Genomic DNA, 13133 nt, shown 5'->3' with positions numbered 1-13133 from the left:
CGCTACTTGCCGCCGGCGGTGCCGCGGTTGAGCGCCAGTCCCTTCAGCACGTTCAGCGCCTGCGACAGGGCGTAGTCGGAGGTGGCGAGCTTGGCGTTCTCGGCGCTGCCGTCGTTGTCGATGTCGCTGCTGGCCCGGCTGTCCTCGTTGGCGAGGTGGTTGGGCAGGTCGGCTTCCGAGCCGATCAGCATCGGCGGGCTGTCGGCCTTGTTCACCGCCAGGTCGGCCAGGGCGATGTCGGGCTTGATGCCCTCGGCCTGGATCGAGATGCCCTTGGGCGTGTAGTAGCGGGCGGTGGTGATCTTCACCGCATGCTCGGCGTCCAGCGGCAGCACGGTCTGCACCACGCCCTTGCCGAAGGTGCGGCGGCCGATGATCAGCGCGCGCTGGTTGTCCTTCAGCGCACCGGCGACGATCTCGGCGGCCGAGGCGGTGCCGTTGTCGGTCAGCAGCACCATCGGTGCGCCGTGCAGCAGGTCGCCGGGGTGGGCGGTGAACTTCATGTTGGCGTCGGCCAGGCGGCCGCGGGTGCTGACGATGGTGCCGGAGTCGAGGAAGTCGTCGCTGACGCCGACCGCCGCGGTCAGCAGGCCGCCGGGATTGGAGCGCAGGTCGAGCACGGCGCCCTTCGGCGCGCCGTTCTTGCGGATGTAGTCGGCGAGCTTCTTCTCCAGGTCGCTGGCGGTGTCTTCCTGGAACTGGCTGATGCGGATGTAGACGTAGCCCGGCTCGAGCTGGCGCAGCTTCACGCTGGTGATCGAGATCTGCTCGCGCACCAGCGGCACGTCCACCGGCTTGTCGTTCTTCTCGTGCACGATGGTCAGGGTGATCTTGCTGCCGGGCGCGCCGCGCAACTGCTTGAACATCTCGTCGACGTTCTCCTGGTCGACCAGCTTGCCGTCGATCTTCACGATGGTGTCGCCGGGCTTGATGCCGGCGCGCGCGGCCGGGGTGTCGTCGATCGGCGCGACGATCTTCAGGCTGCCGTCCACCTGCAGCACCTCGATGCCGAGCCCGCTGTACTGGCCGGTGGTGTCCTCGCTGAGCTGGGCCAGGCCGTCCTTGTCGAGGTACTCGCTGTGCGGGTCGAGGCCGCTCAGCATGCCGCTGATCGCGGCCTTCATCAGGGTCTTGTTGTCGACCTTTTCCACGTAGGCCTGGCGCACCACTTCGTAGACGCGGCTGAAATTGCGCACGTCGTCCAGGTCGACGCGGTCGACCGCCGCGCCGTCGGGCGCCTTGGCGTCCTGGCCGGCGCTGGCCGCCGGCGGCGCGGCGGCGCTGCCGGACGCGGCCGGCGCGTCCTGCGCGTACGCTGCGGGAGCGCCGATCAGCAGGGCGGCGAGGCAGGCCAGGCGGGGGTGGTAAAGACGCATGCGCGGGACTCCGGGAAACCGAGGCGTCGCGGGGCGGCGCCGACAGGAAAGGCGAGGGGGATCATCCTACGACAGTCGGCCGCCGGCGGAATTCACCGCCGGCGCGCGGCGCCTCAGCGCCGGCTCAGCCAACTGCGCGGATCGACCGGCTTGTTGTTCTGGCGCAGCTCGAAATACACCCCGGTGTTCACCCCGGTGGGCGGGCTGGCGGTGCCCACCGCCTGGCCGGCGTCGACCTGGTCGCCGACGCCGTGCAGCAGGCTTTCGTTGTTGCCGTACATGCTCATCCAGCCGTTGCCGTGGTTGACGATGATCAGCATGCCGTAGCCGCGCAGGAACGCCGCGTAGACCACCTTGCCGCGTGCCACCGCGTGCACCTCGCTGCCGCCCGGCGCCTTGATCAGCACGCCGTTGCCGTAGCTGTTGACCACGCCGCTGGCCGGCCACGGCAGGTTGCCGCGGATGTTCGCCGCGGCGGTGCCGGTCGGCGGGCTGGGCGTGGTGACGCGGCCGGGATGCCGGCGCTGGCGGGCCGCCTCGCGCTCGGCTTCGCGGGCCGCCTCGCGCGCGGCCTCGTCGATCGCCTTCTGCAGCTTGTCGACCAGCGCGGTCAGCGACTGCGCGTTCTGCTTCAGCGCGGACAGGCGCTCGCCCTGGTCCTTGTATTGCGCGTCGGCCTGGGCGGCGAGCTTCTGCTGCTCGGCGCGCTGCCGGGCGAGCGCCTTGGCCTGCTTCTCCCGTTCGGCGCGGGTGGCCTGCAGTGCCTGCTGCTCGGCGGCGATGGCGGTTTCCAGTTCCTGCAGGTGGCCGAGGTCGGACATCAGTTGCTGCACGCGCTGCGCACGGTCCTGCTGGAAATAGCGGGAGTAGGCCAGGGCGCGCGAGATCTGCGCGAGGTCCTGGTCGCCGAGCAGCAGGCGCAGGTCCGAACCGCGGCCCAGCGTGTAGGTGGCGCGCAGCAGGTCGGCGATGGCGGCGCGCTGGCCGTCCAGGCGTTTCTGCAGTTCGGCGCGCTGGTCCTGCAATTGCGCCAGGTCGCGCTGCTTGGCGGCGAGGGCGGTATCGGTGTCGCGCACGGCGCGCGCGGCGACGGCCAGCGCGTTGGCCTGCCTGGCCAGCGCCGCGTTGAGGCTGTCGCGCTGCTCGGCGGTCTCGGCCTGCCGTTTGGCCAGCTCCTCCATCTTGCTGCGCACGTCGGCGAGCTTCTTCTTCGCCTCGGCCTGCTGCTTGCTCTGGGCGTGCGCCGGCGCGGGCGGCAGGCCGGCGGCCAGCACGAGGGCGGCCAGCAGGCCGCAGACGGGGAGACGGGCGGAGCGGACGGAAAGGGGCATCGGCCGATTATCGCCGAGCCGGCTGGGCGGGGCGAGCCGGTTTCGCGGCCGCCGCGGTTAGGATGACCATTGCAATGGACAGATCCCCGGCCGCGATGAAGAACAGGCGTAAGCGCCGCCATGTCGCTGCGGCGCTGGCGATGGAGGCGCTGCTGTGCGGCGGGCCGCCGTCGGCCGCGGCGGCCGATACGCCTTCCGCGGTCGTGCTGCCGGCGGTGAAGGTCGAGGCGGCGCGCCTGGAGATTCCGCCGTTCGACCTGCCGTTGTCGTTCAGCGCGGTCGGCGTGGCGCCGGGCGACAGCGGCAAGCCGGGCGTGAATCTTTCCGAGGCGCTGGTCGGCGTGCCCGGGGTGCTGGCGCGCGACCGGCAGAACTATGCGCAGGACGAGCAGCTTTCGATCCGCGGCTTCGGCGCCCGCGCCACCTTCGGCGTGCGCGGCGTGCGGCTGTACGCGGACGGCATTCCGGCGACGATGCCGGACGGGCAGGGCCAGTTGTCGCATTTCAGCCTCGGCGCGGCGGACCGGCTGGAGGTGCTGCGCGGCCCGTTCTCCGCGCTCTACGGCAACTCCTCCGGCGGCGTGGTGCAGTTGTGGAGCGCGCCCGGCGAAGCGACCCCGCACAGCACGCTGGACGTGTCCGGCGGCAGCGACGGCGCCTTGCGCCTGGGCGCGGACACGCACGGCATCGCCGGCCCGGTGAACTACAGCCTGGCCCTGTCGCATTTCCGGACAGACGGCTACCGCGCGCACAGCCGCGCGCAGCGCGAATCGGGCAATGCCCGGTTCGGCTTCGACCTGGGCCAGGGACGGCAGCTCGTGCTGGTGGTGAACACGCTGGCGGTGCCGGGCGCGCAGGATCCGCTCGGCCTCACCGCCGCGCAGTGGCATGCCGATCCGCGGCAGGCGCCGGCGGTGGCTCGCCAGTACGACACGCGCAAGAGCGTGCACCAGAGCCAGGCCGGAGCGGTCTACGAGCAGCCGCTGGGCGGGCACGACGAGCTGCGCGCGATGGCCTATGCCGGCCGGCGCGGCGTGCGGCAGGTGCTGTCGATCCCGCCGGGCGCGCAGGCCAGCCCGCTCAGCGCGGGCGGCGTGGTGGACCTGGCGGGCGGCTACGGCGGCCTGGACCTGCGCTGGACGCATCGCGGCCGCTGGCTGGGCCGGCCGCTGCAATTCGTGCTGGGCGGCAGCTTCGATGCGCAGGACCAGCAGCGCCGCGGCTACGAGAACTTCGTGGGCGACGCGCTCGGCGTGCGCGGCCGCCTGCGCCGCGACGAGGACGACCGGGTGGCCAATGCCGACCAGTACGCGCAAGGGTACTGGCGCGTCGCCGACCGCTGGACCGTGCTGCTCGGCGCGCGCCGCAGCCGGGTGCGGTTCCGCGTGCGCGACCGCTACGCGGCGGCAGGCAATCCGGACGACAGCGGCCGCACAAGCTTCGGCGCGACCACGCCGGTGGCCGGCGTGCAGTACCGGCCAGGCCCGCATTGGCGCCTGCACGCCAGCGTGGGCGAGGGCTTCGAGACGCCGACCTTCGCCGAACTGGGCTACCGCGCCGACGGCGGCGCCGGCCTCGCGCTGGGGCTGCATCCCGCGCGCAGCCGCAATGCCGAGCTGGGCCTGAAATGGCGGCCCGCGCCGGCGCTGGAACTGGATGCCGCGCTGTTCCGCGCCGACAGCCGCAACGAACTGGGCGTGGCGAGCAACCTGGGCGGACGCTCCACCTACCGCAACATCGGCCGCACCCGGCGCCAGGGCGCCGAACTGGAACTGCGCGGCGAACTCGGCCGCGGCTGGCGCCTCGCGCTCGGCCTCACCCGGCTGCAGGCCACGGTGCGCAGCGCGTTCCTGACCTGCGCCGCCACGCCGTGCCCGCTGCCGGACGTGCCGGTACGCGCCGGCGCAAGGATTCCCGGCGTGCCGCAAGCCTACGGCTCGCTGCGGCTGGAGCGCGGGACGGCGCTCGGCTGGCGCGGCGGGCTCGAGCTGGACGGCGCCGGCAGCGTGATCGCGGACGACCGCAACAGCGCCCGCGCGCCAGGCTACCTGCGCACCGCCGTGGACATCGCCTACGGTTTTGCGCTGCACGGCACAACGCTGCGCCTGAGCGCGCGCATCGACAACCTGTTCGACCGCCGCATCGTCGGTTCAGTCATCGTCAACGACGGCAACGGCCGCTACTACGAACCGGCGCCGGGACGCGGCGCGACGCTGGGCGTGCGGCTCGACTTCTGAGCGATGCCGCGGTCGCGTCAGGGGCTTTCCGTGCCGCGTTTTCGATGATCGTATGGACGTCCAAACGTATGGATGTTTTGTTGCAAAGCCGCATCGCGGCATGCATCCGACGTGCCAGATCCCGGTCCGGAAGCCGAAAAAACTTTCGTAAAGTTAAGTACTTGTAGACGGGTCGCGAAAGTGGAAGACTCGGGTTGCAACTTCCCCGCTCATTCGTTGTCGCGCGGCCTCCGGCCTTCCCCTCGACAGCGGGCTTCGATGAGCACGTTGCGTAGCAGCACCCCACAATGAGGACACGTCGATGAAGCCTAACAAGCTCGCTTTTGCGTTGGCTGGGTTATTGCTTTCTCCGGCCGTCGCGACCTATGCCCAAACCGCGCCGCCCGCCGGCAACGACGCTGGCCAGCCGCCGCCGCAATCGCAGAACGCACAGGAATTGCAGACCATCACGGTCACCGGATCGGCACTGCCGCGCGTCGACGTGGAGACGCCCTCGCCGGTGGTGCAGATCAGCGCGGCGCAGATCGAGCGCAGCGGACTGAAGACCATCTCCGACGTGATCCGCGCCATCTCGGCGGACAACAGCGGCTCGATTCCCAACGCCTTCACCGCCGGCTTCGCCGCCGGCTCGTCCGGCGTCGCGCTGCGCGGCCTCACGGTCAACTCCACGCTGGTGCTGATCGACGGCCGCCGCTCGGCCAGCTACGGCCTCGCGGACGACGGCCAGCGTTCGTTCGTCGATCTCAATTCGATCCCGGTGAACGCGATCGAGCGCATCGAAGTGCTGAAGGACGGCGCCTCGTCCCTCTATGGCGCGGACGCCATCGCCGGCGTGGTCAACATCATCCTGAAGCACGACTTCAAGGGGCTGCAGGCGAGCGCCGACGTCGGCACCTCGCAGAAAGGCGGCGGCACCATGCGGCGGGCGACCTTCCTGTTCGGCGGCGGCGACCTGAACAAGGACGGCTACAACGCCTACCTCAGCATCGAGGCGCAGAAGGACGATCCGATCAAGGTGTCCGACCGCGGCTTCCCCTTCGATTCGGCCGACCTGTCCAGCGTCGGCGGCGACAACGCGATCGGCGGCCAGCCCAGCCTGCGCTCCGGGTCGATCTACGGCACGGTGCGGCCGGGCACCCTGGGCGTACCGGGCGACATCACCACGGGCGTCGCCGACCCGGGCAGCGTGTACCAGCCGCTGCGTCCGTGCGGCCCCGGGACGAGCCTGGTCAGCGGCGACGCCAACAATCCCGGAAGCTATTGCGCGCAGAACTTCGCGCGGCTCGGCCAGATCCAGCCCGAGTCCAAGCGCCTGGGCGTCTACGGCCGGCTCACCGTGAAGGTCGGCGAAACCAGCGAGGCCTACATCGGCGCCAGCTACTACCAGAACGAGACGCAGACGACCGGCGCGCCCGCGCAGATCCAGACCAGCTTCCCGAACAACACCAACAGCCTGGCGCTGCCGGTGTACCTGAGCAACGGCCAGCTCAACCCGAACAACCCGTTCGCCGCGCAGGGCAAGGTGGCGCTCATCAACTACGCCTTCCCGGAGCTGGACAACAACGGCGCCATCGACAACACCAACCACAACCTGCGCGTGGTGGGCGGCATCCACGGCACCTTCGGCGAGTGGAACTACGACAGCGCGCTGGTGATCAACCACACCTCGCTGGACGTCAACAACTACCAGTTCCTCAACTACGCGCAACTGCTCAGCGACATCCGGGACGGCAGCTACAACTTCATCGATCCGTCGAAGAACTCGCGGGCCACCGTCGCCGCGCTCGCGCCGACCCTCAACAAGACCTCCACCACCGACCTGCAGTCGCTCGACTTCCACGTCTCGCGCGCCCTGATGGACCTGAAGGGCGGCTCGCTCGGCTTCGCCACCGGCGTGGACCTGCGCCACGAGGAGCAGTCCGATCCGGATCTCAACCCGGGCAACGCCGCGCAGGGCATCGGCGTCGCGCATACCTTCGGCAAGCGCACGGTGGGCGGCCTCTACGCGGAGTTCGACGCGCCGCTGCTGGAGTCGCTGGAGGTCGACGTGTCCGGCCGCTACGACCATTACTCCGACTTCGGCAGCAACATCTCGCCCAAGGTCGGCTTCAAGTGGAAGCCGTTCGATTCGCTGGCGATCCGCGGCACCTACTCCAAGGGCTTCCGCGCCCCGAGCTTCGCCGAGAACGGTTCCAGCGAGGCGGTGGGCTTCGCCGGCTACACGGTGCCGGACGATTTCGCCGCCGCGCACGGCAACGACTTCTACACCCGCCGCTACGTGATCGGCTACGACTCCATCGGCAACGACAAGGTGAAGCCGGAGAAGTCGCGCAGCTACACCTTCGGCGTGGTCTACCAGCCGATCGACCAGTTGAGCGCGTCGGTCGACTACTACGACATCAAGAAGACCGGGGTGATCGCGCAGGCGGATACCAGCGCGGTGCTGGCCGCCTACTACGCCGGCCTGCCGCTGCCGCCGGGAACCGGCGTCACCGTCGACAAGCCCGATCCGCTGTATCCGGACGCGATGGCGCGCCCGGCCATCGTGGCGGCGCCCTACGTGAACCAGAACGCGCTGCGCACGAAGGGCGTGGACGTCGACCTGATCGGGCGGTTCGACCTGGGCGCGAGCGCCAAGCTCACCAGCGAACTGACCGCGACCAAGATCATCCGCTGGGACCTGACCCTGCAGGACGGCAGCACGGAGCACTTCGTGGGCACGCACGGGCCGTACGGCCTGTCCTCGGGCGCCGGCACGCCGCGCTACCGCGCCTCGTGGGCGAACAGCGTGAGCTTCGGGCCGGCCACCATCACCGGCACGCTGTACTACACCAGCGGCCTGAAGCTGACCGCGCCCGACCAGGGCGAAGGCTGCCTGTCGACCAATGCGGACGGCGACAACCTGCCGGCCTCCTGCCGGATGGCCTCGTTCACCACGTTCGACCTGACCGGCAGCTACGCGATCACCGACCACTTCTCGGTGAACGCCTCGGTGCTCAACGCGTTCGGCCGCAAGGCGCCGTTCGATCCGTTCAACTACGCCGCCTTGAACTACAACCCGACCTACGCACAGTCGGGAGCGGTCGGCCGTTTCTACACCCTCGGGGTGAAGTTCAAGCTGTAGCCTGGCCGATCTGCGTCGTCCGACATGGCGCGCCGCTGCCGGCGCGCCATTTTTTTTGCGCGGGAGCCTTGCGGGGCATCGTCCAGGCGCGATTGGGGAAGGTTTCACATGCAACGATAAATGGACGGTTCGACGTCCAGACGGCGCCAGGCGGTCGATTGCGGCAAGCCGGGGTTTGGCCGTCCATTCGCTTTTTGACGCATAGCAACAAATGTGCTTTAGTCGAGCCGTATCCATGCATACGGCATCGCTGTCTCCGACGGCGAGGGTCGCTTGCACCCTGGCGGATTTCGATCGCGGAGGCGGGAGATGGTGCAGGCAGACACGACGCTCTACGACGCAGCCTACGAGCACGACAGCTGCGGATTCGGACTGATCGCACAGATCGACGGGCGCGCCAGCGCCGCCCTGGTCGATACCGCGTTTTCCGCGCTGGCGAAGCTTTCCCATCGCGGCGGCGTGAACGCCGACGGCATCAGCGGCGACGGCTGCGGCGTGCTGATCCGTCGCCCGCTGGCCTGGCTGCGTGTACTGGCGGCCGAAGCCGGCATCGCGCCGGCGCCGCAGTTCGCCGCCGGCCTGGTGTTCCTCGATCCCGCCGGCGGCGAAGCGGCCGTGGCCGCGTTCGAGCGCCACCTGGCCGAGGCCGGCCTGGGCGTGGCCGGCTGGCGCGAGGTGGCGGTGGACCGCGAAGCCTGCGGCCCGCTTGCCGCCGCGGCCTGTCCGCGCGTGCGCCAGGTGTTCGTGGACGCCGGCGAAGGGATGGACGACGAGACGTTCGAGCGCGCGCTGTTCCGCGCCCGCCGGCGCGCCGAGGCGGCATTGGCGGACGACCCGCACTTCTACGTGGTGAGCCTGTCGGCCCAGGTGGTCGGCTACAAGGCGATGGCCGCGCCGGGGCGGCTGCGCGAGGTCTACGCCGACCTGCGCCACCCGGCGCTGGCGAGCGACGCAGTGGTGTTCCACCAGCGCTTCTCCACCAACACCATGCCGCAGTGGCGGCTGGCGCAGCCGTTCCGCCTGCTCGCGCACAACGGCGAGATCAACACGATCCGCGCCAACCGGCGCTGGATGCAGGCGCGCGAGGCGGTGCTGCGCTCGCCGCTGGTCGACCTCACCGGCATCGGCCCGCTGGTGCGCCAGGCCGGCTCGGATTCGGAAAGCCTGGACAACGCGGTGGAGGTGCTGCTGGCCGGCGGCCTCGACCTGCTCGGCGCGATGCGCGTGCTGGTGCCGCCGGCGTTCGGCGCGCGCGAGGACATCGACGAAGGGCTCGCCGCGTTCTACGAGTACTACGCGCTGCACACCGAGCCGTGGGACGGCCCGGCCGGGCTGGTGATGTGCGACGGCCGCCATGCCGCCTGCACGCTCGACCGCAATGGCCTGCGCCCGGCGCGCTGGGCGCTGTCGGACGACAACCACCTGATCGTCGCCTCCGAGGTGGGCCTGTGGGACGTGCCCGCCGCGCGCACCGTGGCGAAGGGCCGGCTCGGCCCGGGCGAGATGATCGCGGTGGACTTCGCCGCGGGCCGCCTGCTGCGCGACGCCGACATCGACGAGATCAACCGCCAGCGCGCGCCGTTCCGCGACTGGCTGCGCGCCGGCGTCAGCTACCTCGAATCGGACCTGATCGATCCCAGCCTGGCCGCCGAGCCGCTGCCCGCCGCCGAGCTGCGCCGCTTCCAGAAGCTGTACGGGCTCACCCGCGAGGAGCGCGAGAGCGTGCTCAAGGTGCTGGCCGAGACCGAGGCCGAGGCGACCGGCTCGATGGGCGACGACACCCCGGTCGCGGCGCTGTCGCGGCAGTGGCGGCCGCTGTACGACCGCTTCCGCCAGGGCTTCGCGCAGGTCACCAACCCGCCGATCGACCCGCTGCGCGAGCGGCTGGTGATGTCGCTGGTGACCCAGATCGGCCGCGAGGGCAACGTGTTCGAGCTGGGCCCGGACAATGCGAGGCAGGTCCTGCTCAACTCGCCCGTGCTGTCGCAGCGCAAGCTGCGGCAGATCCTCGCGCTGCCGCAGCATCGCGACGCCACCGTGCAGATCGACCTGTGCTTTCCCGCCGACGAGGGCCTGGAGGCGGCGCTGCGCCGATGTTGCCGCGAGGCCGAGGACGGCGTGCGCAACGGCGCCGCGATCGTCTTCATCACCGACCGCTACCCGCAGCCCGACACGTTGTCCGCGCATGCCCTTCTGGCCGTGGGCGCGATCCATGCGCACCTGATCGACCGCGGCCTGCGCTGCCAGTGCAACCTGCTGGTGGAAACCGCCACCGCGCGCGACCCGCACCACTTCGCCTGCCTGGTCGGCTTCGGCGCCACCGCGATCTACCCGTGGCTGGCCTACCAGAGCCTGTTCGAGCTGGGCCGCGACGGCTTCCTCAAGCGCGGCGACGGCGCGCCGCGCGAGATCGGCCGCAGCTACCGCCGCGGCATCCGCAAGGGGTTGCTGAAGATCCTGTCCAAGATGGGCATCTCCACCATCGCCGGCTACCGCGGCGCGCAACTGTTCGAGATCGTCGGGCTGGCGCCGGAGGTGGTCGAGCTGTGCTTCCCCGGCACGCCGTCGCGGATCGGCGGCGCCGGCTTCGCCGAGCTGGAGCACGACGCGCGCCTGCTCGCCGCCGAGGCGCGCGACGAGGCGCTGCCGCTGCACGCCGGCGGCCTGTACAAGTTCGTGCACGGCGGCGAATACCACATGTACAACCCGGACGTGATCGCCACGTTGCAGCGGGCGGTGCGCAGCGGCGACCCGGCCGACTACCGCGCCTATGCCGACCACGTCGACCGCCGCCCGCCGTCGGCCCTGCGCGACCTGCTCGCGGCGCAGCCGCTGGGCGCGCCGGTGCCGCTGGACGAGGTGGAGCCGGTCGAGGCGATCCTGCGCCGCTTCGATTCGGCCGGCATGTCGCTGGGCGCGCTGTCGCCGGAGGCGCACGAGGCGCTGGCGGTGGCGATGAACCGGCTCGGCGCGCGCAGCAATTCCGGCGAAGGCGGGGAGGATCCGGCGCGCTACGGCACCGAGAAGATGTCGAAGATCAAGCAGGTCGCCTCCGGCCGCTTCGGCGTCACCCCCGCCTACCTGGTCAACGCCGAGGTGCTGCAGATCAAGATCGCGCAGGGCGCCAAGCCCGGCGAAGGCGGCCAGCTGCCCGGCCACAAGGTCGACGCGACGATCGCGCGGCTGCGCTACGCCAAGCCGGGCATCGGCCTGATCTCGCCACCGCCGCATCACGACATCTATTCGATCGAGGATCTGGCCGAGCTGATCCACGACCTCAAGGAAGTGAACCCGCAGGCGCTGGTGTCGGTGAAGCTGGTGTCGCACGCTGGCGTCGGCACGGTGGCCGCCGGCGTGGTCAAGGCCGGGGCTGACCTGATCACGGTCTCCGGCCACGACGGCGGCACCGGCGCCAGCCCGCTCAGCTCGATCAAGTACGCCGGCTCGCCGTGGGAGCTGGGCCTGGCCGAGACCCAGCAGACCCTGCGCCGCAACGGTCTGCGCGGCCGCGTGCGGCTGCAGACCGACGGCGGCCTGAAGACCGGCCTGGACGTGGTCAAGGCGGCCCTGCTCGGCGCCGAGAGCTTCGGCTTCGGCACCGGGCCGATGGTGGCGCTGGGCTGCAAGTACCTGCGCATCTGCCACCTCAACAACTGCGCCACCGGCGTCGCCACCCAGCACGAGGTGCTGCGCTCGCAGCACTTCACCGGCCTGCCGGACATGGTGATGAACTACTTCCGCTTCGTCGCCGAGGACGTGCGCCAGCACCTGGCGCGGCTGGGCGCGCGCAGCCTGGGCGAACTGGTCGGCCGCGCCGACCTGCTGGCCCGGCGCGAAGGCGCCACGCCGGTGCAGCGGCGGCTCGACCTGTCGCGGCTGGTCGCTGGCGACGGGCTCGGCGCCGGGGTGGACAGCGCCTGCACGCTGCCGCGCAACCCGATGCGCGACGAGGCGGAGCTGGCCGCGCGCATCGCCGGCGACGCCGCGCCGCTGGTCGAGCTGGGCAGCGGCGGCGCGTTCCGCTACGCGATCGCCAACACCGACCGCGCGATCGGCGCGCGGCTGTCCGGCGCGGTGGCGCGGCGCTGGGGCGACGCCGGCATGCCCGAGCCGATCACCCTGCACCTGCATGGCAGCGCCGGCCAGAGCCTGGGCGCGTGGAACGCCGGCGGCGTGCACATCGAGCTGGAGGGCGAGGCGAACGACGGCGTCGGCAAGGGCATGGCCGGCGGGCGCATCGTGCTGCGGCCGCCGCCGGATGCCGGCTACGCCAGCCAGGACGCGGCGATCATCGGCAATACCTGCCTGTACGGCGCCACCGGCGGCGAGCTGTACGCCGCCGGCCGCGCCGGCGAGCGCTTCGGCGTGCGCAACTCCGGCGCGCTGGCGGTGATCGAGGGCGCCGGCGACCACTGCTGCGAATACATGACCGGCGGCGTGGTCGCCGTGCTCGGCGCCTGCGGCCTCAACTTCGGCGCCGGCATGACCGGCGGCTTCGCCTACGTGCTCGACCTGGAGCGCCGCTTCGTCGATTGCTACAACCACGAGCTGGTGGACATCGTGCGCATCTCGCCCGAAGGCATGGAACACCACATGCAGCACCTGCGCGGCTTGATCGCGCGGCATGCCGAACTCACCGGCAGCGCGTGGGCGCAGCGGCTGCTGGGCGATTTCCGCGGCCTGCTGCAGCGTTTCTGGCTGGTCAAGCCGAAGGCGGCCAGCCTCGACGCGCTGGCCGAGGAACTGCGGAGGGCGGCATGAGGATTTCCGCTGCCCTGGGTTTATCGATGGCGTCGCGTGCTGTTGGGAAGGTCGCAAGCGGCCCCCTCCCCAGCCCTCCCCCGCAAGCAGGGAAGGAAGCCATCGCTTGCGACCGTGCGCAGCGCTCTCCGAGTTCAGGCAATCAACGCCACCCCCTGCGTGCACGGGGTGGCTGGGAGGAGGGTGTTTGTGCCGGCGGGAAGATCACAGGGAATTCCCTCTCTCCCAAAGAGGGGATTGCCTTCGGTCACGCCCCTCTGCTGCAAGCGGCAGAGGGAATGTTCCGCGGTGACCATGGCTGCGC

General features: G+C 70.9%; 5 protein-coding genes. 3 read left to right on the top strand and 2 right to left on the bottom strand.

Translation table 11 applies throughout. The features are described from left to right. Window positions 1-2: 2 nt before the first annotated feature. Entirely contained in the window at window positions 3-1376 is a 1374-nt protein-coding gene (locus ASG87_RS07140; protein WP_056002960.1) for a S41 family peptidase, read from the bottom strand. 113 nt (window positions 1377-1489) lie between these two features. Then, complete coding sequence (locus ASG87_RS07135) at window positions 1490-2707, bottom strand: peptidoglycan DD-metalloendopeptidase family protein (RefSeq protein ID WP_056002957.1); 1218 nt, start codon at window positions 2705-2707, stop codon at window positions 1490-1492. A 95-nt stretch (window positions 2708-2802) separates the two neighbouring features. Here ASG87_RS07135 and ASG87_RS07130 point away from each other — a divergent pair, with 95 nt between their 5' ends. The 3 genes from ASG87_RS07130 to gltB all read left to right on the top strand — a co-directional run bounded on the left by ASG87_RS07130 (window position 2803) and on the right by gltB (window position 12829). After that, window positions 2803-4944 carry a TonB-dependent receptor gene (locus ASG87_RS07130; protein ID WP_157510934.1) on the top strand — a complete coding sequence of 714 codons (2142 nt, stop codon included), beginning with the start codon at window positions 2803-2805 and terminating at the stop codon, window positions 4942-4944. A gap of 301 nt (window positions 4945-5245) precedes the next feature. Then, complete coding sequence (locus ASG87_RS07125; RefSeq protein WP_082582808.1) at window positions 5246-8068, top strand: TonB-dependent receptor; 2823 nt, start codon at window positions 5246-5248, stop codon at window positions 8066-8068. A 309-nt stretch (window positions 8069-8377) separates the two neighbouring features. After that, window positions 8378-12829 (top strand): glutamate synthase large subunit, encoded by a 4452-nt coding sequence (gene gltB, locus ASG87_RS07120; protein WP_056002952.1) that lies wholly within the window; start codon window positions 8378-8380, stop codon window positions 12827-12829. Window positions 12830-13133: the final 304 nt, after the last annotated feature.

This window comes from Frateuria sp. Soil773, from assembly GCF_001428405.1.
GTDB lineage: Bacteria > Pseudomonadota > Gammaproteobacteria > Xanthomonadales > Rhodanobacteraceae > LMSL01.
The sequence above is the reverse complement of the archived record's forward strand: the minus strand, read 5'-3'. Positions and strand labels throughout refer to the sequence as shown.

Excerpts from the sequence above, each read along its gene's own strand:
- ASG87_RS07125 (WP_082582808.1), top strand. The coding sequence starts at position 5,246 with ATGAAGCCTAACAAGCTCGCTTTTGCGTTGGCTGGGTTATTGCTTTCT.
- ASG87_RS07135 (WP_056002957.1), bottom strand. The coding sequence starts at position 2,707 with ATGCCCCTTTCCGTCCGCTCCGCCCGTCTCCCCGTCTGCGGCCTGCTG.
- gltB (WP_056002952.1), top strand. The coding sequence starts at position 8,378 with ATGGTGCAGGCAGACACGACGCTCTACGACGCAGCCTACGAGCACGAC.
- ASG87_RS07130 (WP_157510934.1), top strand. The coding sequence starts at position 2,803 with ATGAAGAACAGGCGTAAGCGCCGCCATGTCGCTGCGGCGCTGGCGATG.
- ASG87_RS07140 (WP_056002960.1), bottom strand. The coding sequence starts at position 1,376 with ATGCGTCTTTACCACCCCCGCCTGGCCTGCCTCGCCGCCCTGCTGATC.